Annotated in this window: 21 protein-coding genes; 10 read left to right on the forward strand and 11 right to left on the reverse strand. The window is 56.6% G+C overall.

The window, feature by feature from the left end:
• Window positions 1-584: 584 nt before the first annotated feature.
• Complete coding sequence (locus K0J45_RS18215) at window positions 585-1,361, reverse strand: AraC family transcriptional regulator (RefSeq protein WP_220043575.1); 777 nt, start codon at window positions 1,359-1,361, stop codon at window positions 585-587.
• A gap of 99 nt (window positions 1,362-1,460) precedes the next feature.
• On the opposite strand from K0J45_RS18215, the gene K0J45_RS18220 reads away from it, so the two are divergent.
• Window positions 1,461-2,600 (forward strand): multidrug effflux MFS transporter, encoded by a 1,140-nt coding sequence (locus K0J45_RS18220; protein ID WP_220043576.1) that lies wholly within the window; start codon window positions 1,461-1,463, stop codon window positions 2,598-2,600.
• Between the two features lie 168 nt (window positions 2,601-2,768).
• Here the strand turns inward: K0J45_RS18220 and map are convergent, their stop codons facing one another.
• The 3 genes from map to typA all read right to left on the reverse strand — a co-directional run bounded on the left by map (window position 2,769) and on the right by typA (window position 5,787).
• Window positions 2,769-3,557, reverse strand: a complete 789-nt coding sequence (gene map, locus K0J45_RS18225) for a type I methionyl aminopeptidase (protein WP_220043577.1) — start codon at window positions 3,555-3,557, stop codon at window positions 2,769-2,771.
• On the reverse strand, window positions 3,547-3,774 hold the full coding sequence (locus K0J45_RS18230) for a ParD-like family protein (protein ID WP_220043578.1): 228 nt from the start codon (window positions 3,772-3,774) through the stop codon (window positions 3,547-3,549). The genes map and K0J45_RS18230 overlap by 11 nt, the downstream gene beginning before the upstream one ends.
• Window positions 3,775-3,963: 189 nt before the next feature.
• Window positions 3,964-5,787 carry a translational GTPase TypA gene (gene typA, locus K0J45_RS18235; RefSeq protein ID WP_220043579.1) on the reverse strand — a complete coding sequence of 608 codons (1,824 nt, stop codon included), beginning with the start codon at window positions 5,785-5,787 and terminating at the stop codon, window positions 3,964-3,966.
• A gap of 368 nt (window positions 5,788-6,155) precedes the next feature.
• On the opposite strand from typA, the gene glnA reads away from it, so the two are divergent.
• Together glnA and K0J45_RS18245 are read left to right on the forward strand one after the other, a co-directional pair.
• A complete protein-coding gene (gene glnA / locus K0J45_RS18240) occupies window positions 6,156-7,565 on the forward strand; it encodes a glutamate--ammonia ligase (RefSeq protein WP_011867348.1) in 1,410 nt (469 codons plus the stop codon).
• A 181-nt stretch (window positions 7,566-7,746) separates the two neighbouring features.
• Window positions 7,747-8,571 carry an N-acetyl-ornithine deacetylase gene (locus K0J45_RS18245; RefSeq protein WP_220043580.1) on the forward strand — a complete coding sequence of 275 codons (825 nt, stop codon included), beginning with the start codon at window positions 7,747-7,749 and terminating at the stop codon, window positions 8,569-8,571.
• Between the two features lie 178 nt (window positions 8,572-8,749).
• On the opposite strand, the gene K0J45_RS18250 is transcribed toward K0J45_RS18245, so the two are convergent.
• Both K0J45_RS18250 and K0J45_RS18255 read right to left on the reverse strand, forming a co-directional pair.
• A complete protein-coding gene (locus tag K0J45_RS18250) occupies window positions 8,750-9,862 on the reverse strand; it encodes an aminotransferase class V-fold PLP-dependent enzyme (protein WP_220043581.1) in 1,113 nt (370 codons plus the stop codon).
• Window positions 9,863-9,865: 3 nt separating this feature from the next.
• A complete protein-coding gene (locus tag K0J45_RS18255) occupies window positions 9,866-11,038 on the reverse strand; it encodes a PrnB family protein (RefSeq protein ID WP_220043582.1) in 1,173 nt (390 codons plus the stop codon).
• Between the two features lie 187 nt (window positions 11,039-11,225).
• On the opposite strand from K0J45_RS18255, the gene K0J45_RS18260 reads away from it, so the two are divergent.
• From K0J45_RS18260 to K0J45_RS18290, 7 genes are all read left to right on the forward strand, one after another.
• Window positions 11,226-11,687 carry an Lrp/AsnC family transcriptional regulator gene (locus K0J45_RS18260; RefSeq protein WP_011867352.1) on the forward strand — a complete coding sequence of 154 codons (462 nt, stop codon included), beginning with the start codon at window positions 11,226-11,228 and terminating at the stop codon, window positions 11,685-11,687.
• A 66-nt stretch (window positions 11,688-11,753) separates the two neighbouring features.
• Complete coding sequence (locus K0J45_RS18265) at window positions 11,754-12,296, forward strand: DUF4124 domain-containing protein (RefSeq protein WP_258406132.1); 543 nt, start codon at window positions 11,754-11,756, stop codon at window positions 12,294-12,296.
• A 126-nt stretch (window positions 12,297-12,422) separates the two neighbouring features.
• Complete coding sequence (gene glnL / locus K0J45_RS18270; protein WP_220043584.1) at window positions 12,423-13,478, forward strand: nitrogen regulation protein NR(II); 1,056 nt, start codon at window positions 12,423-12,425, stop codon at window positions 13,476-13,478.
• A gap of 41 nt (window positions 13,479-13,519) precedes the next feature.
• Window positions 13,520-14,929 carry a nitrogen regulation protein NR(I) gene (gene glnG / locus K0J45_RS18275; protein ID WP_220043585.1) on the forward strand — a complete coding sequence of 470 codons (1,410 nt, stop codon included), beginning with the start codon at window positions 13,520-13,522 and terminating at the stop codon, window positions 14,927-14,929.
• 256 nt (window positions 14,930-15,185) lie between these two features.
• Window positions 15,186-16,076 (forward strand): LysR family transcriptional regulator, encoded by an 891-nt coding sequence (locus tag K0J45_RS18280; RefSeq protein ID WP_011867356.1) that lies wholly within the window; start codon window positions 15,186-15,188, stop codon window positions 16,074-16,076.
• A gap of 481 nt (window positions 16,077-16,557) precedes the next feature.
• Window positions 16,558-17,415 carry a lipase family protein gene (locus K0J45_RS18285; protein ID WP_011867357.1) on the forward strand — a complete coding sequence of 286 codons (858 nt, stop codon included), beginning with the start codon at window positions 16,558-16,560 and terminating at the stop codon, window positions 17,413-17,415.
• Window positions 17,416-17,425: 10 nt separating this feature from the next.
• Complete coding sequence (locus tag K0J45_RS18290) at window positions 17,426-18,712, forward strand: DUF4785 family protein (protein WP_220043586.1); 1,287 nt, start codon at window positions 17,426-17,428, stop codon at window positions 18,710-18,712.
• 70 nt (window positions 18,713-18,782) lie between these two features.
• On the opposite strand, the gene K0J45_RS18295 is transcribed toward K0J45_RS18290, so the two are convergent.
• From K0J45_RS18295 to K0J45_RS18315, 5 genes are all read right to left on the reverse strand, one after another.
• Window positions 18,783-21,893, reverse strand: coding sequence for an efflux RND transporter permease subunit (locus tag K0J45_RS18295; RefSeq protein ID WP_220043587.1), 3,111 nt, complete (start codon window positions 21,891-21,893; stop codon window positions 18,783-18,785).
• Window positions 21,890-23,197: an efflux RND transporter periplasmic adaptor subunit gene (locus K0J45_RS18300; RefSeq protein ID WP_220043588.1), complete on the reverse strand. Its 1,308-nt coding sequence runs from the start codon at window positions 23,195-23,197 to the stop codon at window positions 21,890-21,892. Before K0J45_RS18300 ends, K0J45_RS18295 begins: the two co-directional genes overlap by 4 nt.
• Complete coding sequence (locus K0J45_RS18305; protein ID WP_220043589.1) at window positions 23,190-23,843, reverse strand: TetR/AcrR family transcriptional regulator; 654 nt, start codon at window positions 23,841-23,843, stop codon at window positions 23,190-23,192. The genes K0J45_RS18300 and K0J45_RS18305 overlap by 8 nt, the downstream gene beginning before the upstream one ends.
• A 133-nt stretch (window positions 23,844-23,976) precedes the next feature.
• Entirely contained in the window at window positions 23,977-24,846 is an 870-nt protein-coding gene (gene fieF, locus K0J45_RS18310; protein WP_220043590.1) for a cation efflux pump FieF, read from the reverse strand.
• A 65-nt stretch (window positions 24,847-24,911) separates the two neighbouring features.
• Window positions 24,912-25,394, reverse strand: a complete 483-nt coding sequence (locus K0J45_RS18315; protein WP_223294741.1) for a Spy/CpxP family protein refolding chaperone — start codon at window positions 25,392-25,394, stop codon at window positions 24,912-24,914.
• Window positions 25,395-25,575: the final 181 nt, after the last annotated feature.

Here is a 25,575-nt window from a genome sequence, read left to right on the forward strand (position 1 = left end):
TAAAGTGCGTTTGAAGTCTAACCTTCCTTGCCACCTACCACCTGCGGTGGGCTAATGTGCAAACACTATTTTGGCACGCAGCGAGTCCATCCATGGATGCTCTGCGAAATCATCCATGATTTCGAAGGCCAAAATCGTGTTCGCACAAGGTATCTAACGCCTCTTCGATTTGGCTGCCTTTGGTAATCAATTGAGTAAAAAAACATTCCCTAAAGGAGTTTGTTAAGACTGGTACTACAATCACAAGCATTCAGAACAGTATGGGTTTTGGTCATAAAAATGGGTTTTGCAATACAACAGTAACCCCCACCTTGAACGGCAACAGGTAACGTTTAATCGAAGAGACGTTTAAATAGGGGTGTAAGCACGCTTTTGGCTCTCGGCGGCATGGACGCCGCCGTGAAGCCCACATGGATGTGCTTGTGGCGTGCCAAAAGAGTGCTTGCACATCCCCCGCCGGGCAGGCGATAGGTTAACCATGCGGCCATGGTGTCAAATAACTCAGCTAAACATCCATATCTACCAGAAGCTTAATAGCTAAAATTCCCCCGATAATAATAACGGCCAGTCAAACCCGCTATTTATCAGTATTTTGGCTGCAAATACTGCAGCGGCGTGCTGCCGGTGTGTTGCTTGAAGAAAGCGATAAAGGCGCTGTCGCTGGAGAAGGCCAGACGATAGGCGACGTCGTTCACCTGATGGCCGGTGGCGAGCAGGGCGATCGCCTGTTGCAGCCGCCACTGCTGACGCCAGTTTTGATAGGGCATTCCCGTCTGCCGGGTGAAGATACGGCTGATGGTCTTACTGCTGGCGCCCAGTTGCTGCCCTAGCTGCTTGAGGGTCGGAACATGCCATGGCGCACGCTGAAGTTCCGCAAGCCAGGTTTGCAGGCGTCTGTCGCTTGGCATAGGCAACACCAGATGACTCTCCTTGGCCTGGGAGAGCTCCTCGAAGAACAGCTGATAGGTATTCACCATAGCCGTCGCCGATTTGTCCCAGGCCCAGAAGGCCATACGCTCCACCAGCGCCTGCAACAGGGGATTCACTTCGAGGATCTGAATGCGATTGGCAATGCTCCCCGTCAACTGCGGCGCAAAGTAGAGGGAACGGTAATCCACCACCCGATTCATCACCACGCTGTGACGGCACGCCGGCGGGATCCAGGCGGCACGGGTGGGCGGCAACACACAGTGCAATCCGTCCAGTGTGATGGTCATGCACCCCTGAGGGGCATAGAGCAGCTGCGCCTTGGCATGACTATGCATGCCCGAATCGTGTTGTCCCAGTCGGGCGGCGATCCCCACTACCTCGGCCTCTAAGGCATCGGGATCAAATTTACAGGACTCGTCGATAAACGCCATCTGTCCTCATTCCAACATTTATTGTCTTAATCATATTATTGGGACTATAGCAGAGGCCGTTAGACTGCACATCCTTTCGATGACGATGAGTCTAGCACCATGAAAACTACTCCCTCGATCCCCTTGATGGTGATCCTGATGATGTTTCCCCAGATAGTGGAAACCCTTTACAGCCCGGCACTGCCCCACATTGCCGCGGACTTTGACGTGCCATTGGCCCTGGCGGGCCAGACGCTATCCATCTATTTCCTGGCCTTCGCCTTCGGCGTGGTGTGTTGGGGAATTCTATGCGACCACCTGGGCAGGCGCCGCACCATGCTGTTGGGGCTGGGGCTCTATGGCATCGCGGCCTTTGCAGCCCTATGGGCGCCCAGTTTTCATTGGCTGCTGGCGATGCGTGCCCTCAGTGCCTTCGGCGCCGCCGTGGGATCTGTAGTCACCCAGACCATGTTGAGGGACAGCTTCGACGGCACTGCGCTGGCCAAGGTGTTCGCTTATATGGGCATGGGGATCGCCATCAGCCCCGTCGTCGGTATGCTCTCTGGCGGATTGCTAACAAGCCTAGGCGGCTACCCGGCGGTATTCCTCACCCTGTCTCTGATGGCAGTGTTTCTCTACGCCGTCTGTCTGCTGTGCCTGCCCGAGACGCGCCCGGCCACCAGGCAGCCACTTCCTCTTTGGGCACTCATGAGGCGCCTGGCGACAGATGGCAATATTTGGCACAACGCCTTGCTGGTCGCGGGTTTCAATGTGTTGCTGTTTAGCTACTATCTACAGGGTCCCTTTGTATTTCAACGTCTGGGATTGAGCACACAGGCCTTTGGCTATAGTGGCATCGCACTGGCAATAGGCACCCTGGTCGGCAGCGCGCTAAACAAAACTTTACTGCAGCGGGGGGCTTCGCAGCCTCGTTTGCTAAGGCTAGCCAGCCTACTGGCCTTAGTCGGCGCTGTTGGGGTGTATCTTAACGAGACCCATCTTGGCTTCCTGTTACCCATGGCATTGATCGTCGCCGCCTTTGGCATTGCTATTCCCAACATTCTCAGCCAAGCCTTAGTGGAGTATCGCGATCAGGCCGGGGCAGCCGGCGCCCTGTTCGGCCTACTCTATTACTTGCTTATCGCCCTGGGACTGGCCATGGTGAGCCTGGCCGAGCAGCTGGGTGGGCCGTTACTCATCACCAGCCTGCTACTCAGTCTGGCGATAGGAAGAAAACAGTTTGTAGAAATGGTGCGCTGAGCACTAAGCTATGCTTCGCTCACCGTGCCAAATGAGTGCTTGCACATCCCCCGCCGGGCAGGCGATAGGTTAACCATGCGGCCATGGAAGCAAACGACCCGATTTTAATGACCCAGCTACAACAAGATTAGGTCGCGGCGACCCTCGACACATCAGAATGTCACCTTTTCAGTCCGAAAAAGGCAGCTTCTCTTCTGGTCTGAGGGTCAACACCTCGTAACCTGTGGCGGTGACCAGGACTGTGTGTTCGCTCTGGGCGGATAGCTTCTTGTCCCGGGTGACAACGGTCCAGCCGTCCTTCTTGGTCTTAATCTTCGCCGTGCCCTGGTTCACCATGGGCTCTATGGTGAAGACCATCCCCTCCTTGAGCAGTAGGCCTTTGTTCGGGCTGCCGTAATGTAACACCTCGGGAGCCTCGTGCATCTCTCGGCCTATGCCGTGACCGCAGTATTCCCTGACGATACTGTAGCCATGGGACTCGGCATGGCGCTGTATGGCGTGGCCGACGTTGCCCAGTCTGGCGCCGGGTCTTACCTGCTCGATACCGGCCCACATCGCCTCATAGGTTACCTGGCAGAGCTTGCGCGCCTGGGGCGAAGCCTCAGGCATCACAAACATCTTGCTGGAATCGGCGATGAAGCCGCCCTTCTCCAGGGTGATATCCAGGTTGATAATGTCTCTGGGGCCGATTAGCTGATTGTCCTTAGGTACGCCGTGACAGACCACCTCATTGATCGAGGAGTTGAGCACATACTGATAGCCATATTGCCCCTTGCTCGCGGGCCTGGCCTCGAGCTCCTCCACGATATAGTTCTCAACCAGATCGTTGAGGGCCATGGTGGAGAGGCCAGGTTTCACCTCTGCATCCAGCATCTGAAACACCTTGGCCAGCAGGTGCCCGGCGGTGCGCATCAGGGCGATCTCTTCTACCGTCTTGAGCTGCACCCTATTCTGCATCTGGACTGGTCTCACCGCTGGTGACATGCTGGGCCGACACGTCTGCCGACTTGAGCAGCTCGGCCATGATCTGATTGAAAGACAGCTGGGGATGGAGCTCGGCCATCATCCCCATCTTGATCCAGAACTCGGCCTGGGAGTTGATAGAACGCGCCATGACGCCGCTGGCCTTTCTCAGCTCCTCATGGAGCTCGTCGGAAATCTTTACTATACCCATTATGTACACTTAGCAATTAAATATATACGTATTATATATGGATCGTATAGATTGGTGCAAATTGCCATTGACGCTCGCGTTGGCATTAGCCGAACCTCTTGCCAGCTTCCGCCAGATACAAAAAACCCCGGCCATCTGCATGGTCGGGGCTTTGGGCTAATCGACTGCACCTAAAAGGTGCGGGTCAGATTAAGCGTCTTTCGAAGCGCGGCTGGCACGCTTACGATCGTTTTCGGTCAGGTGACGCTTACGCACGCGGATGCTTAGCGGAGTCACTTCTACCAATTCGTCGTCATCAATGAACTCGAGCGCCTGCTCCAGGGTCATCTGGATGTGCGGTGTCAGTACCTGAGCTTCGTCGGTACCAGAAGCACGCATGTTGGTCAGCTGCTTACCTTTCAGACAGTTAACTGTCAGGTCGTTGGCACGAGAGTGGATACCCACTACCTGGCCTTCGTAAACTTCGGCGGCGTGACCGATCATCAGACGACCACGGTCTTGCAGACCGAACAGGGCGAAGGTCAGCGCCTTACCGGTAGCGTTAGAGATCAACACACCGTTCTGACGTTGACCGATATCGCCACCCTTCACTGGACCATAATGGTCGAATGAGTGGTAGATAAGACCTGTACCAGAAGTGGCTGTCATGAACTCGGTTTGGAAACCGATCAGGCCACGGCTAGGAATGATGAAGTCGATACGCACACGGCCTTTACCGTCTGGCTGCATGTCACGCATGTCCGCCTTACGGGTACCTAGCTTCTCGATCACCGCACCTTGGTGCTCTTCTTCAACGTCAACGGTCAGCGTCTCGTATGGCTCGCACTTCTCGCCGTCGATCTCTTTAACGATAACTTCAGGACGTGATACGGCCAGCTCGTAGCCTTCACGACGCATGTTTTCGATAAGGATAGACAGGTGAAGCTCACCACGGCCAGATACGCGGAAACGGTCTGGGCTGTCTGTCTCTTCGACGCGCAGTGCCACGTTGTGTACCAGTTCCTGTTGCAGACGCTCAAGGATATTACGTGAAGTCACGTACTTACCTTCTTTACCAGCGAATGGCGAGGTGTTTACCTGGAAGGTCATGGTCAGTGTTGGCTCGTCAACAGACAGAGGTGGCAAGGCTTCGGCGTTGCCCACGGCACATACAGTGTCAGAGATCTTCAACTCGCCAAGACCGGTAATAGCTACGATGTCGCCGGCATTAGCTTCAGCCACTTCGTGACGGTCCAGACCCATGTAACCAAGTACCTGGCCGATCTTACCGTTACGCGTGGTGCCATCGGCGCCCACTACGGTAACCTGCTGGTTCACCTTAACGCTGCCGCGCTTGATACGGCCAACGCCGATAACGCCCACGTATGAGTTGTAGTCCAGCTGAGAGATCTGCATCTGGAAGGCACCTTCGGCATCGGCATCAGGTGAAGATACTTTCTCGACGATGGTCTCGAACAGTGGCGTCATGTCTGTGCCAGTCTCTTCAGGATCCAGAGTCGCGAAACCGTTCAGTGCAGAAGCATAAACGATTGGGAAGTCCAGCTGCTCGTCGGTAGCACCCAGGTTGTCGAACAGGTCGAATACTTGATCGATAACCCAATCAGGACGCGCACCCGGACGGTCGATCTTGTTGATCACTACGATAGGCTTAAGGCCTTGAGCGAAGGCTTTCTTAGTCACGAAACGTGTCTGTGGCATTGGACCATCGACCGCATCAACTAGCAGTAGCACACAGTCAACCATAGAAAGTACACGTTCAACCTCGCCACCGAAGTCGGCGTGGCCAGGGGTATCAACGATGTTGATACGGTAATCGTTCCACTTGATGGCAGTATTCTTCGCCAGAATCGTGATTCCACGTTCCTTTTCAAGATCGTTGGAATCCATCACCCGCTCAGCGGCCTCTCCTCGAGTCTCAAGGGTTCCAGACTGTGCCAGCAACTTATCAACCAGGGTCGTTTTACCATGGTCAACGTGTGCAATAATGGCGATGTTACGTAAATTCTCTAACACGGATAAACCTCTTACCATCGAAAAAATAGGGTATTGATAACAGCCCTAATAATAGCTGTTGCAATAAAAAACGTGCCATTCTACTCTAGCGAGGGGCTCTCGCACAGGATTATTTTTTAGTCAGCTATGAATAGTCATGTTTATATTGGTGCGCACCATATTGGTGAACGCACCATCAAGAGGCATCCATTGCACCTTTATGGTGCAATATCGAGATTCCCGTCACCTACCTTCTTTATTGTTCCCATAAAAATCAATACGTTAAACTTTTGGCACGAGTCTAGCTTTACTCATGCCAGAACCGCGTTGGTCGCAACGCTGAATGATATAAGAAGGGCATCCCCTCTACTCTACTCGGAGACTTTAGAATGTCAGTTGAATCAGTTTTACAACAACTAGAAGAACTTGAAGTTAAGTTTGTTGATTTGCGTTTTACCGATACTAAAGGTAAAGAGCAGCACGTATCTATTCCTGCTCACCAGGTTGATGCCGATTTCTTTGAAGACGGTAAAATGTTCGACGGTTCATCTATTGCTGGTTGGAAAGGCATTAACGAGTCAGACATGGTACTGATGCCAGACCCAACGACCTTCGTTCTTGACCCGTTCACCGAAGAAACTACTGCCCTGATCCGCTGCGACATTCTCGAGCCAGGCACTATGACTGGTTACGACCGCGACCCACGCTCTATCGCTAAGAAAGCTGAAGAGTACATGGTTTCTACCGGCATCGCCGATACCGTACTCATTGGTCCTGAGCCAGAGTTCTTCCTGTTTGACGACGTTAAGTTCGGCACCGACATGTCTGGCTGTTTCGTTAAGCTAGACGCTAAAGAAGCGGCCTGGAACTCAGGCACTCATTACGAAGACGGCAACACAGGTCACCGTCCATTCGTGAAAGGCGGTTACTTCCCAGTAGCACCGGTTGACTCTTCACAAGATCTTCGTAGCGCCATGTGTCTGGTTCTGGAAGAGATGGGTCAAGTAGTTGAGGCTCACCACCACGAAGTGGCGACTGCCGGTCAGAACGAGATCGCGACTCGCTTCAACAAGCTGACTGAAAAGGCTGACGAAATCCAGATCCTTAAGTACGTGGTTCACAACATGGCCCACGCTTACGGCAAGACGGCGACCTTCATGCCTAAGCCAATCGTTGGCGACAACGGTAGCGGTATGCACGTTCACCAATCACTGGCTAAAGACGGTGTTAACCTCTTCTCAGGTGACAAGTATGCGGGTCTAAGTGAGACTGCTCTGTACTACATCGGCGGTATCATCAAGCACGCTCGCGCGCTGAACGCCTTCACTAACCCAAGCACCAACTCGTACAAGCGTCTTGTGCCTCACTTTGAAGCACCAGTCATGCTTGCCTACTCGGCACGTAACCGCTCTGCGTCTATCCGTATCCCAGTAGTACCAAGCCCTAAGGCACGTCGTATCGAGACTCGCTTCCCAGATCCAACGGCTAACCCATACCTAGCGTTCGCTGCACTGCTGATGGCTGGTCTTGACGGTATCCAGAACAAGATCCACCCAGGTGAAGCTATGGACAAAGATCTATACGATCTGCCAGCGGAAGAAGCGGCTGAGATCCCACAGGTTGCAACCTCTCTTGAGAACGCACTTGAGAACCTGGATGCAGACCGTGAGTTCCTTACCAAAGGCGGCGTATTCTCTGATGACTTCATCGATTCTTACATCGCGCTGAAGACAGCAGAAGCTGAGAAAGTGGCTCGCACCACTCACCCAGCAGAATTTGAGCTGTACTACAGCCTATAATCCTTGCCTCTTAAGCCAGGATCATAGCTCAAAGAAGCCGCCACTTAAGGCGGCTTTTTTATGTCCTTTTACCACCAGATAAACTTGGCTTAAGCACCTGACGTCGGGCATAAAATTGATTTAACTTTATGGCCAAACTGCTATCATGATCACGCCGAATCACTTACTTTAGAATCCCATTATGTCTAGCCGCGATCCCTTCCAGTCTTTCACCTGGCACAGCGATATTTTTAGCTGTCAGAGCAATGATATCAGCAGCTTCTATGCCCGCTTAGAAGAGCAGGCAAGTCGCCTCGGACTACAGGCGCGCAAGCTGGGTGATGCAGGTCCGCATCCGCTGGAACTGTATCAGTCGCCGGCGCAGAAGGCTGACCAACCCTCGATATTGATCAGCGCCGGCTTTCATGGCGAAGAGGCCGCTGGCCCCTGGGGGCTGCTCTACTTCCTCAACGAACTGGAACCCGATCTCTTCGGCCAGATCAACCTTAGCCTGCTGCCGCTGGTGAACCCCACTGGTTTCAAGCGCGGCCATAGATTCAACAAGTTGGGACAAAACCCGAATCGCGGCTTCGTGTTAGAGAATGGCCGCGGCCGTAGCAATCAGGACACCTCGAGCGAGGGCGAGATCCTGCTGGCTCACTCACAGCTGCTGGCCGCCGCCAGTAAAGATGGCATCCTCACCTGTCATGAAGATGTATTGCTCACAGACACCTACATCTATTCCTTCGAGGCCAATCAGCATCCAGGCCAATTCAGCCGCGAACTACGCGACGCCCTGGGGCACTATTTCCCCATCGCCCAGGACGGACTGATCGACGACTGCCCGGTGAATGATGGCATCATCTTCAACCATTTCGACCTCTCCTTCGAGGCCTTTCTGGTACGACTGGGCGCCAGCGTCGGCGTCTGTAGTGAGACCCCAGGCCAGCAGAGTTTCGATCAACGCATCCTGGCCAACGCCGCCATCATCAAACGTTTCGTCGAGCTGACATTAGCGAAGCGATAAGGGCATAAGCAAAGCGTTAAAGGAATGAGCGAAGCGCTAGAGGCATAAGCAAAGCGCTAAAGGTATAAATGAAGCGATAAGCGCTTTCTTCTACAAAAAAAGCCAGGCACTCGGCCTGGCTTTTCGTTATCTGTTTTACGGTCATTCACTCACTACTGCGGGACTAACGACTGCCGGACTAACGACAGAAAGGCGCCAGGGCCTCCAGCAGTCGCTGCATATCCTTCTCGCCGTTGTAGATGTGGGGCGAGATCCGCATCCCCTGCTTGCGCACATCTAGGCTAATATCCGCCTGGGTCAAAGCCTCGATCGCCGCTTGCTGGGCTTTTCCGAATTCTAAGATGGCGGTGCCGCTACAACGAGCCGGATCCGACGGTGAAACCAGGGCATCCCCCGCCTGACGCCAGATTCGCTCCAGCTGCATCAGGTTGTGCTGGCGAACCTTGTCGCTACCCAGCTCGGCAAAATAGCCAATGCTGTGGGCCGCGAGGGCGAAAGGCGCCACAGACGGGGTGCCGCCCCAGAACTTGAGCGCCGAGTCATGGTAGCGAAAATCGTGAATATCGAACTCGAAGGGGTTCTCGTGGCTGAACCAACCCACATCCAGGGGTGAGCAATGCACCAGCTGATCGGCGCTCACCCAGAGGTAGGCCGCCCCCGGCCCGCCACAGAGCCACTTGACGCTGGAACCCAACATGAAATCAGGCTTGAGGGCATTGAGATCCAGGGGCAATACCCCGGCGGCCTGAGCCACATCCACCAGAGAGAGCGCCCCCAGCTCGCGCACCTTAGGTATTAGATAATCCAACGGCGCCTGCTGACCCGTGTTGGAATAGGCGTGGCTGATAAACACCAGATCGATATCGTCGGTCAGATGTGCCTGCCACACCTCCGGCAGACTCACATCCAGGTTAGCGGGGATGAAACGTATCTCAGCCTCAGGCAGCGCCTGACGTAAGGCAAACCCCATGCTGGGAAAATCGTTCTCGGTCATCAGGATCACGGCGCCGGGGCGGCGTAGCCTTGAATGGGACTGCACCAACTTGGTGAGACCGCTGGAGAGGTTGACCTGAGGGCAAAACAGCCGGGTCTCACTATTAAACAGCCGGGCCAGCTGAACGCGAAAATCCTCCACCACAGACAACCAATCACCCCAGGGCTCTCGCCCCGAACCCTGCCAGGGCAGGAAGAAACGCTCGTCGAACGCCTGACGCAGGCTCTGCAGCGGCCTGCCCACAGAGTGGTTGAGCAGGTAAACCGACTTTGGCATCACAAAATCATTCTGGTACATGGCTTACCCCTCTAGGCTGGCGCGCAGCCTGGCGATGTCGTCGAAACGGGTGCGTATGTCATCGCGCTTGGCGGCGGCGCGTCTGTCTCTGAGTTTCTCCAGCGCCCCCAGCAGCACAGGCAGCGGCGGGCCACTGGCGGTAACCTTGTCGATATGCTGACTCTCCATCTGCTTGGCGGGCTGGGCGATATACTTCTCCACCAGCTGATCATGGTGTTGTATCGCCCCCTGGCCATGGGCCTCACACACCCGCAGGAACTGCGCCAGATTCTCCTGGTACCAGGCCTGGTCTCGCATCTCTATGGCGGCGAGGAAATCGTCCATCAGGCTGGTGCGGCGCATGCAGTCGCGCAAGATACGCTGATCTTCCGGCATCATGTAGAGGAACTTATCCACCAGCAGCTGAGAGTAGGCCGACTCGTTGGCGAAGCAGAGCCCTAGCTGCAGATCGATCACATTGATGCCGGCAAAGTCACCGGCATTGGCGCCGCGATACACCTGCTGACCGACGCGATAGGGCTTGTAATAGGGACGCACGCTGTTGAAAAACGCCTGAGTGTCGAGGCGCTCGAATAGCGTCTGATTGGAGGCGATCACCTGCTGAAGCGCCACCAGGGCGACCTCTAACAACTCGGCGGTCATGGGGTGGGAGATCCCTAGGGGCTGGATCTTCAGCAGGGCATCGGCCGCCCGCTTGTAGGCGAGGATCCCCTTGGTGTTGTAATCGACAAACAGCTTCTCGTCGTCCAGATCGGTAAAGCGCTTATAGAGGCCGTTAACGGCGCGATTGTGAGTAGTCAGATGGGCGGTGGCAAAGCGTGGCGTCACCCCTATGGAGGCGCCTATATGCATGGCAAGCGCCGAGGCCTCCAACAGCGGCGAGCTGGTTTCGCGACTCGGCTCTGTGATCTCGTGGCGGCGGCAGGCCGCCATGTAGAGGCCCACATTACCCAGCAGATCGAAGGCCGCATCGAAACCTTCATCGGTATTGCCCTCATCCAGCAGCGCCTTGATGAGCGTCCGGCCCTCGGCCTCCAGCCGCGCCTTAAGCTCGTCGCCTATGCCCACCACGTTAGCGGGATCGCTCTGCTGCATGTAGAGGCGCTCCAGCGCCGAGTTAATCTCGACAAACTCCTGCCTGATCCAGTGATCGAAGGCCGCGACATCTTGACTCATAGGGTAGGTATCTCTTGGTTATTTTAATAATGACTCAATAAGCTACCACTAAGCCATTAGCGCAAACCTGCAATATCAATCCGGAAAACAGAGATTTTTTAGTGGATTCCGATAAAAATAACCACTTTAATAAGCTTATCCAACAAACCAGCCCTAGAGCCCAATCGAGGGACAAGAGACCTAAGCGATGAAACTGGACAGCAAAGACAAGCAGATCTTAAGCATACTGCAGGAGGAGGGACGCCTGCCCGTGGCCGAGCTGGCCAACCGGCTCAACCTCTCCGACACCCCCTGCCTGCGGCGCATCAAGAAGCTGGAGCAGGCGGGCTTTATTCAGGGCTACAGCGCCAGGCTCGACCCTAAGTCGCTGGCACTCAATGTGATTGTCTACGCCTTCGTGCGCCTCACCGAGAACTCTGCCGCCTATGGTGAACAGTTCGAGCAGGAGATGAGCCGTCTGCCTCAGGTGCAGGAATGCTCGGTGATCACCGGCGCTCACGACTACCTACTGAAGATCGTTGCCCACGATCTGCTGGAATATGAAGGCTTCGTCAAACACTCACTGGGCGGCCTCAAGTGTATCGCCAGCATAGAGTCGACCGTGGTGCTGAAACAGACCTTCTCCCGTCATCAACTGCCAATCACTTAGGGCCTGATGCTTTTTACCGCGAAAGCGACTAATCTGTAGCAAAGACAAGGTATAAAAGGAATGTTTATGCGCCCGATATTGCTGTTTACCCTGCTGTTAATGACCCTTGGGGCTCAGGCAGCCATCTATAAATGGGTCGACAAGGATGGCAAGGTTCACTACTCGGATACCCCGGTAGAAAACTCCACCCAGGTCGAGTTTAAGGAAAATACCGAAAATCAGATCAAGCTGCCGCCCCCTGTGGTACGCGAGCCGCTAACCCCCGCCAAGGAGGAGCCCAAGGAGCTCTACAAGCTGACCATCTCCAGCCCCAGCGAAGAGGAGACCCTAAGGGACAATAACGGCAATATCACAGTGATCGGCTCCATCACCCCAGATCTCGCCGCCGGTCATGTGCTGGTGCTCCTGATGGATGGGAAAGTGGTCAGCACGCCTCAGGCAAGCCCGGTATTTACGCTGGAAAATGTGGATCGCGGCGAGCACAAGTTTGAAATCAAGGCCTTGGCACAAAACGGCAAACAACTTGCATCGACCCCCCCTAGAACCGTATTTCTTCACCGGGCGACCATAAATGCGATTCCTAGGGCGACCCCTCTCGGGGGCGGTTAAAAATTTATAGCTTAATTTTTAACAACTTAGAAAGTCACATCTCAAAACAATCCCGGTGAAGATAGCTTGCAGCGTGCACCAAATTGGTGCACCATTATGGTGCAACCTACTTCCCGGGAGTCGTAAATGAACACAGACCCTCTGCTCAATCATCTGGTGACGGCCGTACTCGTCATCTCAGATGATCTCAAGCTGTGCTATGCCAATAGCGCGGCCGAGCAACTGCTTGGGTTAGGCAGTCACCGCCTCACGGAACACAACCTATTAGACTGCTGCCAGCTGCTGAGTATAGATCATCAGCTGCTGCGCACCGCCATTCGCGAACACCAAGGCCTGACGGTCAACACCGCCAACCTGGTGACCCTTGACGGTCAGGGTCACACGGTCGACATGACGCTCACCCCGCTGGAAGTCCAGCCGGATCAGCCCGAGCAGGGAGTGTTGGAGCTGCGCCAGGTGGATCAGCAAAGGCGAATACATCAGCAGCTGACCCTGGATGCCCAGCAACAGGCGGCCCAATATCTGGTGCGTAACCTGGCCCATGAGATCAAAAACCCCCTGGGCGGCCTCAGAGGCGCGGCCCAGCTGCTGTCCCGCGAGCTGGAAGACGCCGACCAGCGCGAATTTACCGACCTCATCATAGAGCAGGCCGATCGGCTGCGAAACCTGGTGGACCGGCTGCTGGGCCCGCAGAAACCCACGGAGCACAGCCTGCACAACATCCATGCGGTGATCCAGAAGGTGCTCAAGCTGGTGAGCGTCACCCTGCCGGATAATATCCACCTGATCCAGGACTATGACCCCTCGATCCCGGATATCGAGATGGATCAGGAGCAGCTACAACAAGCGGTACTCAACATAGTGCAGAACGCCATCCAGGCGCTGGAGACGGTGGAAGACGGCGGCGAGATCCGCATCAAGACCCGCACCCAGCACCAGGTCACCATAGGTACCACACGCCACAAGCTGGTGCTGGCGCTCTCCATCATAGACGATGGCCCGGGGATCCCACCCGAGCTGATGGATACCCTCTTCTACCCTATGGTCACGGGCAGGGAGCAGGGATCCGGACTTGGGCTCTCCATCGCCCATAACTTTGCCAGGCTCCACGGCGGACGCATCGACTGCGCCTCAGTGCCGGGCAAGACAGAATTTACCATACTGCTGCCGCTCAAGAGCTAGCACAGGTGACCTTAGAGCATTCAACTTAAGAGAGTAGGTGTATGACAGAAAAAGTTTGGGTTCTCGATGATGATAGTTCGATACGTTGGGTGGTCGAACGGGCGCTCAAGGGCGCCAAGATAAGCTGCGCCAGCTTCGCCGCCGCCGAATCCCTGTGGCAGGCATTGGAACAGACCCAACCCCAGGTGATCATCTCGGATATCCGCATGCCGGGTACCGATGGCCTGACCCTGCTGGATCGCCTGCAGCTGCACTATCCCCACATTCCCGTGATCATCATGACGGCCCATTCCGACCTCGACAGCGCCGTCAGCGCCTATCAGGCGGGAGCCTTCGAGTATCTGCCCAAGCCATTCGACATCGACGAGGCGATCGGCCTGGTGGAGCGCGCCCTGAGCCATGCCAAGGAGCAGTCACCCAAGGTCATTAGTCAGCCCGAGGTCAAGGCGCCGGAGATTATCGGCGAGGCACCAGCCATGCAGGAGGTGTTTCGCGCCATCGGCCGCCTGTCACGCTCCTCCATCAGCGTGTTGATCAACGGCCAGTCGGGCACGGGTAAGGAGCTGGTCGCCGGCGCCTTGCATAAACACAGCCCACGCAAGGACAAGCCCTTCATCGCCCTCAACATGGCGGCGATCCCCAAGGAGCTAATCGAATCTGAGCTGTTCGGCCACGAGAAGGGCGCCTTCACCGGCGCCGCCAACGTGCGTCAGGGCCGCTTCGAGCAGGCCGATGGCGGCACACTGTTTCTCGATGAGATCGGCGACATGCCGCTGGACGTGCAGACCCGCCTGCTGCGGGTACTGGCAGACGGTCAGTTCTATCGTATCGGTGGTCACTCGCCGGTGCAGGTGGATGTGCGCATCATAGCCGCCACCCACCAGAACCTGGAGTCTCTGGTGGCCAAGGGGGATTTTCGTGAGGATCTCTTCCACCGCCTCAACGTGATCCGGGTGCACCTGCCGCCGCTGTCACAGCGCCGGGAGGATATTCCTCAGCTGGCACGCCACTTCCTGGCTACCGCCGCCAAGGAGATCAGCGTCGAGCCCAAGATACTCACCAAGGCGACCGCCGACACCCTGGCCAGCCTGCCCTGGCCCGGTAACGTGCGTCAGCTGGAAAACACCTGTCGCTGGCTGATGGTGATGGCCTCGGGCCAGGAGATCTTACCTCAGGATCTGCCGCCCGAGCTGCTGACTCCCAGCACCAGCCACGACAGCTCGCCCCAGGCGGGCAGCGGTGGCTGGCAGGAGGCCCTGACCCAATGGATAGATCAACGCCTGAGCGAAGGCGAGAGCGATCTGCTGACCCAGATACAGCCTGCGTTTGAAAAGATATTGCTAGAGACGGCGCTGAAACACACCAAGGGACACAAACAGGAAGCAGCTAAGCGCCTGGGCTGGGGTCGTAACACCCTGACGCGTAAGCTGAAAGAACTCGAGATGGATTGAGTGAAAGCACCCAGCCTAGGCTGGGTGCTTTGGCGCCTCTTCCGCAGGCGCATTGTTTGCGCTAGCAACAACACTCTCAGACTGACACTCGGATTCGATGACTTCACGTGGCATTGCCGCCTGCCATAAAGCCCCTACCCATAAACTTTGATTCGCTTTCATTAACCTTGCCCTCATTTTGCCAACTGGATCAAAGTAATCTTAAGGCGACTATTAGTAAAATGAATAAATAGTATCCCGTGAATGCCAAATTAGAATGAACATACCAATCAAAACCTTACATTATTTTCTCACCCTGGTTGAAACGGGAAATTTTACCCGGGCGGCGGAAAAATCCTTCATCACCCAGCCAACCCTGAGCAAGATCATCCAGCGACTGGAGGAAAATCTCGGCCAGCAGCTGTTGCACAGGAATAATCAGAAGATAGAGCTGACCCAGGCCGGCATACTGCTGGAAAACAGCGCCCGGGAGATCTTGGGCCAGTGGCACAGGCTGCAGGAAGACCTTACCAATCTGAGCGGCCTCAAGTCTGGACACCTGCGCCTTGGGGTCTGCCCCATGATGAGCAGCCTGATCATCGACCTACTCACCGCCTTTCGTCAGCAATATCCGGGCATAGAGCTGCAGATGTACGAGTATGGCGGCTTCGGCTGCGAGCAGGCGCTGCTCAACAACAGCCTGGATATCGCCTTCACCGCCCTGCCCACTACCCATGATATCGAGCTGGCCAACCGCGCCCTCACCCGCTATCCGCTGCTGGCCTGCCTGCCCAAGGACCATGCCCTCGCCCAGCAGGAAGCGGTGACCTGGCAGGACTTCGAGGCCTACCCCTTCATCCTCTACAACGAGGACTTCTCCCTGGCCAAGCTGATCACCCGCCTGAGCCACAAGGCGGGCGTGCAGCTCAACATCGCCTTTCGCAGCGGCCAGTGGGACTTTCTGGCAACCATGGTAGAGGCCCAGATGGGGGTCGCCATCCTGCCCGAACCTATCTGCCACAAGTTGCAGGGCAGCGAGCTGGTGTTCAAACCTATTCGCCCCAATCTCACCTGGGATCTGGCGCTGATCTGGCGCAAAGACCTGCCCCTGACACCGGCGGCCCAGGCGCTCTTGGATCTCAGTGAGCAGGCCCATCTGCACCCTTGATAGCCGGCAAAATCTACCGGATTTTCAGCCAGAAAAACTGGGTAAGCAGTTATCTAAAACTGAGAAGCTGGTCGCCGACAGATAAAATCACTGGTGATGAGTCTGACGGCGCCCGCTTGCACAACAAAGGTGCAATTTTTTTCGCTCGTTATTCAAACGCGGGCCATGGCCGCTGACGCACCATAATTAGGTGCGCACCTTTTTGTTTAAAACAATCAACCACCTAAGCTTAGTTTAACTGGTACTAAAGTACCGTTAAAAAGCCTTGCCGCCTCACTTTCCTGCCGTTAGTTTCCCTTAAGAGGTCTGACGTCCGACGTCTGACCTCTGTGTCTGAATATTTAAAACCCTGAGTAACTAAACCCTGAGTAACTAAAGCCTGAGTAACTGACACCTGAGTAGCTAACACCTGGTTACTGAAACTGGTGATTGAAACCAGGTAACAAAACCTAAAACAACATCAAATAAGAGAAATAAGCCAATGAAGATCTATAAAAAGCTCATGATGCTGGGTCTGTTTGCTGTCAGCCCATTGACTTATGCCGCTTCCGGACTCGTGTTTATCCATGGTACCGGGCATCAGACAGATGCGCTGTCGGACTATTGGACACGGGAATTTGTCGACTCCGTCCGCCAGGGCGCTGCCTCGCCCGATAACTATCTGGTGATCAACTGCGATTTCGACCAATACATGTGGGATGACGCCGCCGCGGGCTGTCTGGCCGGGCAACTCACCCAGTTTATCGAGAGTAAAAACATTAACGATCTTACCCTGCTGACCCACTCTAACGGCGGCAACGTGGTGCGCTGGATCCTCTCCAACCCCACCTGGGACAGTCGCTATCCCAAGATCATCAACGCCACCTCCAGGGTGATCGCCCTGGCGCCTTCAAGCGGCGGCACGCCACTGGCCGATGCAGTCACCCAGGGCAATGTGTTTGAGACCTCACTGGGTTGGCTGCTGGGCTATGGCAGCGATGCGGTGAAACAGCAGCAGGTGAGCTGGATGAGCAGCTATAACAACAGCTGGCTCTATGGCACCTCGGGTCGCCCTGCGCTGCCCTCGCCCTTCGAGGTCGTGGTGGGCTCAGATGTCGACTCCGCCTTCTGGGACGGCGACAGCTACTGCGCCGGCTATCAGTATCAGGTGGCACTTGAGACCACACAAAACTGGCTCGACGACTGCTCGGACGGTTTCCTGGAGTGTCAGTCGCAATCGGCTGCGGGCACAGTCTGGTTCAAAGACATTCAGCGCACCGCCGGTAAGGAACCTCTGAGCCATCAGCAGAGCCGCCGCGCCTGCTTCAACCTCGACACCCTGATCCGCGACCATATCTAGGAGCCATAAGATGAAACCATCAATTAAAATGGCGAGTGTGTTCGCCCTGTCCGCCCTGCTGAGCGCCTGTCAAAACGACGAACCTCAGGCAGAAAATACCCCACAGGCCAGCGCAATGACAGTCACTCAGGTGACCCTGCTGGCACCCACCTCTGAGGATCTCACCATAGATACCCTGGCCACCACAGAGCTGCCAGCTGTCAACGGCAATCGCGGCGGCGTCAGTTTTAGCGCGCCCATGGGTGCCACGGTCCAGATCCAGGCCCCAAGCCAGCTTGATCAGAGCAGCAGCGATCAGTATTGGCGCACCGTGTCGGGCGCCGAGCTGAACAAGGGGATCATGCTGGCGGTCAGCCAGAACGATAGCGTGATCCGGGTGGCGCCGCGGGGCGATGCCAGCTCGGGGGCCCTGCAACACAGCCCGGTTATCTCGCCGGATCAGCTGCGCCTCTACAAGGTCGACAAACAGAGCGTGGATAAGTCGGCATCTATGATCCAATCCATGAGCGACCCACAGGCGATGGCGACGGCTGGCATAGTCGATGATTCCAGTGCCTTGAGGCTCTCCAAGCAGGCGACGCCCGGCGTGTATCAGCTACAGGTGGTTAGGCCCCTTGGGGCCAACGACAGCTATCTGGTTAACGTTAAGGAGAAGGGCAGCCCCTATCAGCTGGCCCTGTCGGCGCCTAACCGTCTAAGCAGTCAGGCCCCTAAGCTGGCGTTCGATCTTAAGCTGAGCAACAGCGATATCGCTCTTAGCCCGACCGCGACGCTCAAGCAGAGCGATGGTCGCTACCACAGGCTGGCCGTGGTTAAGCAGGGCGATAACTGGCAGGCCCAGCTACCGGATGAGCTGGCGATGCCCAGCAGCAACCTGGGCCTGAGCGAGATCCAGGTCGACGTCGAGACCCGGGTCGACGGCCTGCCACTGATCCGCACCGTCAAGACCGCCTTCAAGCAATATGTGCCTGCGGCCAAACTAAAGGATCAGGCCAGCATACATTGGCAGAACGCCAGGCCGACCCAGGCGGTGTTCGAGCTGCAGGTAGCCAGCCCTGGACGCTATCAAGTCTCAGCCGTGTTAGTGGGTACGGATGCTCAGGGTAAGCAGGCCAATATCCTGCGGGCCGAGACGGCTCAGTGGCTGGACGCCGATGGTCAGATGAGCCTAAACTTCGACGCCGAGCAGCTCAAGGCCTCGGGTCTGGGCGCCCCCTACTCCATCAAGGCGCTGGAGCTAAAAGATCAGAGCCAGATGGCACGCCTGAGTTACCTGGGCGAGGCCGCCTCACTCTAGCTACATTCTAAAAGCGAAAGCGCCCGCTGTGGTCACATAGCGGGCGCTTTTTTATTTTCTATTTAACGCCTTACAGCTCGGTATGAGGCTTCACCTTATCAAAGTCGGCCAGGATGGCGTAGGCACAGGGGATGATAAACAGCACCAGCAGGGTGGAGGCGAAGATACCGAAGACGATCGACACCACCAATGGCTGCACCACCTGGGCCTGTAGGCTGGTTTCCAGCAGCAGGGGCAATAGGCCCGCCGCCGTGGTCAGCGAGGTGAGAAACACCGCCCTGAAACGCTCACGACTGGCGCTCACCACCGCCTGATGCACGCTATCTCCTTCATTCACATGGTGGCGTATGTACTGCACCAGCAGGATAGAGTCGTTCACTACGATTCCCGCCAGCGAGATGAAGCCCATGATGGAAGGCATGGAGAGGTTATAGCCCAGCAGCAGATGGCCCCAGAGCACGCCGATCAACGCCAGCGGGATCGCCAGCATCACCACGGCGGGTTCCAGATAGCTCCTGAACTGAAAACTCAGGATGGCGAACAGGCCAAACAAACCGATGAGAAAACCTTTGCCCATGGAGCTGCCGGTCTTGGCCGTCTCCTTGGCCGAGCCCTCAAAATCCACTCTCAGCTGAGGATAGGTCTGCTGCACCTGAGCCAACCACTCGCGCTTTATCGCGGCTATGGTCTCGTTGGCATTGGCGCGCTGATTGTCCACATCGGCCATCACGGTCACGCTGCGCAGACCATTGATGCGCTGGATACGCACATAGGAGCGCTGATCCTGCAGCAGGGCGATGGAGGAGAGCGGCAGCTGGCTGCCATCACTCAGCATGATGGGGAAGTTGGCCAGGGCCTGTAGATCCCCTGCCTGCAACTTGTTGAGCCGCACCTCGATCTCGATATTTTCAGGCCCCACCTGCACCTCGTCGGCCAGCTGACCGAAGTAGGCGCTGCGCAGCTGGGCCGCCACCAGTTGGCCGTCGATGCCGAAGCTCTCGGCGCCGGGGCGCAGGCTCACCTTGATCTCCTCCTTGCCCGGACGCATGTCGTCGAGTATGCCGCTGATGCCGTCAAACTGCCCCAGATAGCTCTGCAGCGACACGGATGCCTGTTTCAGCATATCCAGATCGTCGCCCTGCAGGCGGATCTCGATATCCCGCCCGGCCGGGCCCATAGTCGGCTGCTTGAACACCAAGGACAGCGGCATCGCCAGCTCCCCGGTCTCGATACGCCAATCGCGGATAAACGCCTCGATCAGAGTATTGCGGGTCTCCGCCGACAAGAGATCCAGCCTGACGGTCGCCACATGGGGGCCGCTCTCACCGGCATCGGCGTTAAAGTTGTACTGGGCCGTAATATCCCGGATCAGCTCATGCTCATCCTCCACCTCATGGGTGTATCTATCGCCCACACGCTTGGCGCTGGCGATCAGTGTCTCGACCACCTTCTGGGTCTGACTCAGGGAGCTGCCCGGCGGCAGTATGATACGGGCCTCGGCAATATCGCCATCCAGATCGGGGAAAGGCACAAACTTGAGCGCGCCGCCCACCACCAAAGAGACAGAGATCAGCAGCAGGCCTATGGTGGCGCCGACACTGACATAGCGCCAGCGCACAATGAAGGCTACCAAGGTCACCAAGCTGTTATTCCGAAACGCCTCGAAGCGGGTGAGAAACTTCGCCTTGAGCTCGCCGATGCGATTGGGCTTGGTCTCCGCCTTGGCGTGTGCCAGTGAGTGATTCAGGTGATTGGGCAGGATCAAGAAGGCCTCAAACAGGCTGATGGTCAGCACCATGATCAGCACGGTCGGAATGGCCGACAGTACCGCCCCCATCTGGCCATCCAGCCCCAGCAGCGCGCTGAAGATCAGCACAGTCGTCAGGAAGGAGGAGACCACACCCGGGGCGACCTTCTGCACTCCCTTCACCACAGCCTCATGGGGCGCCATGCCTCTGTCTATGTGGGAGGCGATCGACTCGGCGATCACTATGGCGTCATCCATCATGATACCGATCGCCATCAAAAGCCCCACCAGGCTCATAAGATTAATAGACACGCCGAAAAGACTCATCAAGTAGAGTCCGCCGAGGAAGGCGACCGGCAGACCGGCCGACACCCAGAAGGAGTAGCGCAGGGAGAAAAACAGCCACATGCTGAGGAAGACCAGGATGATCCCCTGCCAGCCGTTGGTGATCATCATCTTCAGCCTGTCTTGCAGCACGGAGGAGAGATCGTTGGTCATGGTCAGGCGCACACCGTCCGGCGCGCGGGCCTGCTCCAGCTCGATAAACTCGCTCACCTTGGCCTTGATCCGCAGCGCGTCGTCGGCCTTGTTCTTCTGCACCTTGATCAGCGCCGCATTACTGTCGTTGAACTGAATATGCTCCTCATCCAGCTCGAACCTGTCGCTGATGGTGGCGATATTGCCAAGGCGCACCACGCTGCCGTCGGGGTTGGAGGCGACGATGATCTCCGCCAGTGAAGCCGGGGTGACCTTGCGCTCATCGAACCTCAGCAGGATATTCTTATCCTTGAGCTCGATATTCCCCGCCGGCATCTTCACGTTCTGGCGGCCAACCTTGTCGGCGATCTCGGCGGCGGTCAGCCCCAGCCTGCGCATATCCGCCTGATTGAGCTCGATGCGCAGCTGATGGTCCGAGAAGCCCGCGATGGAGACCAAGCTCACCCCGGCGTCTATCTTGAGACGACGCTTCACATCCTCGGCATAGCTCTTCAGGTGTGGCCAACTGGTGTCGGCGACGATGGCGATATCTACAACGGGCTCGGCCCAGTCCAGCTCCTTGACGATGGGCGGTTCGATCTGCGCCGGGAAGTTCTGAATCGCGTTGATCTGGGTCTGCACATCCACCAGCATGCGACCCAGATCTGCCTTGGGCTCCAGCTTGAGACGCATTGAGGCTATCCCCTCCTGAGCGTCACACTTGACCTCTTCGATGTTGGCCAGGCCGTCGACCGCATCCTCCATCCGCAGGCAGATGCTCTCCTCCACCTCGACCGGCGAGGCGCCCGGGTAGACCACGGTCGCCATCACATAGGGCGGGGCAAACTCGGGAAAGGTCTCACGCTTGATGCTGCTCATATTGAGCAGACCCAGCAGCAGGAAGGCCAACATCAGCAGGTTTGCCAGGGTAGGATGTCTTGTGATGTAGGCGATCACAGCGGCGCCCCTCCCTCATTGGTAACAGGCTTGAGCGACATGCCGGGGATCGCCGGGATCAGGTCGTTGAGCACCAGGGCGTCACCCGCCTTCAGCTCGCCCTCGACGGCCACCTGCTGCTCGTGGCGGAACAGCACCTCGACCGGCTTGATCACCAGCTTCTGCTGGGTATCCATCAGATAGATCTGATCGCCCCGCAGCGCCCGCTCGGGAATAACGAAATGTTCCCTCGGCTTGCCGCTGATCACAGCGCTGACAAACATCCCCTTGGTCAGCGGCGGACGCAGCAGCAGATCCATCTGGCTAAAGTCCTGCTCCACCTCTAAGTAGACACCTATGGTGGCCTGGTTGGGATTGACCGTCTCGGCGACTCGGGTCACCCGCGCCGGCCAGCTAAAGCTATGATTGCCCGCCTGAAAACTCACCTCCGCCTGCAACTCAAACTCGTCGATAGAGGGCATGCTTCTGGGCTGTGATGCCTGCACCAGGCTGCTGACTAGGGCGCGCATATCCTGCAAGGACAACTCCGCCTTGATCTCGGCTGTGCCTAGCCTGTGGGCCACCAGCATCACGGCGCCGGCGGCCACCACCTGATCTTGCTCGATATTGATATCCGACACCCGCGCATCGAAGGGCAGCACCACCTTGGTCTGGTTGAGGCGGCGCTCGGCGTCCTGCAAGGAGGCCTTGTCGACGCTCAGCTGCGCCTCGCTCACCTTGCGATCGTCGGGGAGCAGCTTGAGGGAACTCTGTAGATCTTCCACCAGCTTGGTCTGGGCCAGCAGCGACTGCTTCTGATTCTCCAGCTCAGAGCTCGATACCAGGTTGCGCTTCTTCAGGGTCAGCTTGCGTTGATACTCCTGCTCGGCCAGCACCAGCTTCTGCTCCTCGATCTTCAGGCTGGTATTGAGGTTTTTCTCCTGTTGATCCAGACGTGTCAGCTGCGCCTGGGTGGCATGCATGCTGGCCTGTGCCTGGGCGACCTTGAGCTGATATTCCAGCGGATCTATCTCGAGCACCAGTGTGCCCTTGGGCAGCATACGGCCGGTTTCCAGCTGGGGATGGCGATACAACACCTTGCCGCCCACCTCGGCCACCGCCTGCCACACATGCTTGGGCTCAACCCGGCCGAAGCCGATGACTCTGGGTGCTATGGGCTGCTGAGCCAGCGGCATCACCTCGACCGCCCTGGCCTTATCGTATCCGGCCACCAGTGAGGGCGAAGGTTTTAGCAGCGCCGCCAGCAAGATGGCCAGCACGCCGACGCCCACACCGACTAATAGATAGCGTTTCTTGTTATTCATCTCTCTCATCCTTCACATCCATCAGACCACGCTGCAGTAGACGGGTATTTTGCTCGGCAAGTAGTTGTAGAAAGTCCGGCGTAAGTTCTATGCCGACCTTTTCGAGTAAGTTTTCTGGCACGATAAAGGGAAACACCATCATGGCGAAGAAGCTCAGCTGAGCGCAGTGGGCGTCCACATCGTCCTTCAGCAGCTCCTTCTCCTTTAATCGTTGAAATATGGCGATATTCTCGAAGTTAACCACCTCATAGAAGGCCTTGGTCACCTCGGCATTTTCCGGCAGGCTCTGATCCAATCCGGCGATGCGCAGCATGAGTCTAGGAAAGTGCGGATGCTTGCTCATGACGCTGTAGTAGGTCTGTAGCAAGGCCGCCGGGCTCTCCTGGCGCGTCTCTCTTCTCGCCTTATGCAGCTGAGCCAACACGGGCATCGCCGTCTCATGGATCATGGTGGAGAACAACTTCTCCTTGGAGCCGAAGTAGTAACGGATCAGGCCAGGGTCTGTGCCCGCCAGGCTGGCGATCTCGCGGATCGACACCTGAGCATAGGGACGTTCGATAAACAGATTTCTCGCCGCCAGGATCAGCTTATCGCGATTTTGGGTGTCGCCACTGGGACGGCCGACACGACTTTTAGCTTCTGCCATAAAAATTCCTCAGTAGAGGAATTAATACTAGAAGAACTGTATTTGAATTGGCAGGGAAATAATTCCCCTAAAATCGGGGTTGTGTAGAATTTTCGGCGACGAAACCTGGCTCGGCCTCGCCGCCAGAGGCAGCTTAGACGGGGTCTTGGTGGATCAGCACTTCCACGTGCTCGAACAGGCTTCTCACCCTTGCCTCGGCGGCATCGGCGATGGCGTGGGCCTCCACCAGCGGCAGTCTGCCATCTAGCTCCAGGTGGCACTGCACGAAGGTGGTCTTGCCCGAGGTGCGGGTACGCAGATCATGAAAACCATTGATGCGCGGGTCTTTCTCTATCGCCTGAACGATTTTGAGTTTGGTATCGGCATCCAGCTCCCGGTCCAGCAGCGACTGCGCCGAGCGGTAACCCAGATCCACCGCCTGCTGACCGATAAACAGGGCGATCAGTATGGCGAACAGGCCATCGGCCCACCACCAGCCAAACTGCGACAAGACCAGGGCCAGCAGCACGGCGCTGTTGAGAAACAGGTCCGACTTATAGTGCAGGGCATCGGCCTCCACTATGGTGCTGGAGGTCTTAGCCAGGGCGCGGCGTTGCAGCAGCACCAGGGCCAGGGTCAGCACTATGGCGATCACCGACACCACCACGCCCACCATGGCATGGTTGATAGGCGTCGGATTGATCAGCCTGTCGCTGCCATGTAGCAAGAGCAGCAGCGCCGAGCCCAGGATGAAGGCCGACTGGGCCAGGGCCGCCAGGGGCTCGGCCTTACCGTGACCATACCTGTGATCTTGGTCTGCGGGCACTATGGCATAGCGAATGGCGATGAAGTTGACTATGGAAGCCAGGGCATCGGCGAAGGAGTCGGTGAGCGAAGCCAGCATGCTGGCGGAACCTGAATAGAGCCAGGCCGCCAGCTTGATGACTATCAGGGTGAGCGCGGTCGCCACGGCGGCGCGGCTAGCCAGTTTCACCCAAAAATCGTATTGGGAAGTGTCGGTCATAGGATCATATTACAGCTAACAATTAGCAGGGGAAGAATATGACCCAATTGTAACTCAGTTATCCCCTATGGGCGATCTCCTTTACGTCCGCCACGCTTGGCAAAATTCTCTTTAAATTTAGCCTGCTGCTCAGGGGTAAGCATTTGATAGATTTCGCGTTGCATCTTCATGCGCTCCACCGCGGCCTGCGCTCTCTGCTCGCTGCGCTGGGCCGTCATCGCCTTAAGATCGGCCTCGTTAAAGCTGTCTGAGGTGATCATATCCAGCATCTGCTGTTTGTGAGCCGCACGCACCTCGTCCGATGGACGCTTAGCCTGCATCGCCTCGCGGTGCGACTGCATCAGCTCCTTCATCTGAGTACGCTGGGCATCGGTGAGATCCAGGCCGCGAAACATCTTGTGCATCTCGCCGTGGTAACCTTTGTGATCACCACGCATCTCATGGCGACAACCGCCGTCATCCGGGCCAGCCGCATACACAGCGGGTGCCAACAGGGCGGCGCTGGTCATTAACGCAAATAATCCTGATTTTAGGGTCATCTTATTCATAATCTGCCTCTTACGCTTATCGCGGATAGTTAGTTCGCTCTGGGAAGAGCTTCGACACTAACAGTTTACGCCACCCTATGTAATGCAGGGTTTTCCTTAGGTAAACCTCTGTAAAGTTTGCGCAAAGAGTGACAATCTGCTGCCCGTCACGCCTTTACCTAGACTTACATTCTTAGACTGC

Origin of the sequence: Shewanella alkalitolerans, from assembly GCF_019457575.1 — a bacterium.
In the GTDB taxonomy this organism is placed as follows: domain Bacteria; phylum Pseudomonadota; class Gammaproteobacteria; order Enterobacterales; family Shewanellaceae; genus Shewanella; species Shewanella loihica.

What these genes read in the sequence shown, in the direction of transcription:
- glnG (WP_220043585.1), top strand. Translation starts at nt 13,520, where the DNA reads ATGACAGAAAAAGTTTGGGTTCTCGATGATGATAGTTCGATACGTTGG.
- K0J45_RS18300 (WP_220043588.1), bottom strand. Translation starts at nt 23,197, where the DNA reads ATGAATAACAAGAAACGCTATCTATTAGTCGGTGTGGGCGTCGGCGTG.
- K0J45_RS18245 (WP_220043580.1), top strand. Translation starts at nt 7,747, where the DNA reads ATGTCTAGCCGCGATCCCTTCCAGTCTTTCACCTGGCACAGCGATATT.
- K0J45_RS18220 (WP_220043576.1), top strand. Translation starts at nt 1,461, where the DNA reads ATGAAAACTACTCCCTCGATCCCCTTGATGGTGATCCTGATGATGTTT.
- K0J45_RS18215 (WP_220043575.1), bottom strand. Translation starts at nt 1,361, where the DNA reads ATGGCGTTTATCGACGAGTCCTGTAAATTTGATCCCGATGCCTTAGAG.
- K0J45_RS18315 (WP_223294741.1), bottom strand. Translation starts at nt 25,394, where the DNA reads ATGAATAAGATGACCCTAAAATCAGGATTATTTGCGTTAATGACCAGC.
- K0J45_RS18255 (WP_220043582.1), bottom strand. Translation starts at nt 11,038, where the DNA reads ATGAGTCAAGATGTCGCGGCCTTCGATCACTGGATCAGGCAGGAGTTT.
- glnA (WP_011867348.1), top strand. Translation starts at nt 6,156, where the DNA reads ATGTCAGTTGAATCAGTTTTACAACAACTAGAAGAACTTGAAGTTAAG.
- K0J45_RS18290 (WP_220043586.1), top strand. Translation starts at nt 17,426, where the DNA reads ATGAAACCATCAATTAAAATGGCGAGTGTGTTCGCCCTGTCCGCCCTG.
- K0J45_RS18285 (WP_011867357.1), top strand. Translation starts at nt 16,558, where the DNA reads ATGAAGATCTATAAAAAGCTCATGATGCTGGGTCTGTTTGCTGTCAGC.
- K0J45_RS18230 (WP_220043578.1), bottom strand. Translation starts at nt 3,774, where the DNA reads ATGGGTATAGTAAAGATTTCCGACGAGCTCCATGAGGAGCTGAGAAAG.
- K0J45_RS18250 (WP_220043581.1), bottom strand. Translation starts at nt 9,862, where the DNA reads ATGTACCAGAATGATTTTGTGATGCCAAAGTCGGTTTACCTGCTCAAC.
- map (WP_220043577.1), bottom strand. Translation starts at nt 3,557, where the DNA reads ATGCAGAATAGGGTGCAGCTCAAGACGGTAGAAGAGATCGCCCTGATG.
- K0J45_RS18280 (WP_011867356.1), top strand. Translation starts at nt 15,186, where the DNA reads ATGAACATACCAATCAAAACCTTACATTATTTTCTCACCCTGGTTGAA.
- K0J45_RS18260 (WP_011867352.1), top strand. Translation starts at nt 11,226, where the DNA reads ATGAAACTGGACAGCAAAGACAAGCAGATCTTAAGCATACTGCAGGAG.
- K0J45_RS18265 (WP_258406132.1), top strand. Translation starts at nt 11,754, where the DNA reads ATGCGCCCGATATTGCTGTTTACCCTGCTGTTAATGACCCTTGGGGCT.
- fieF (WP_220043590.1), bottom strand. Translation starts at nt 24,846, where the DNA reads ATGACCGACACTTCCCAATACGATTTTTGGGTGAAACTGGCTAGCCGC.
- glnL (WP_220043584.1), top strand. Translation starts at nt 12,423, where the DNA reads ATGAACACAGACCCTCTGCTCAATCATCTGGTGACGGCCGTACTCGTC.
- K0J45_RS18305 (WP_220043589.1), bottom strand. Translation starts at nt 23,843, where the DNA reads ATGGCAGAAGCTAAAAGTCGTGTCGGCCGTCCCAGTGGCGACACCCAA.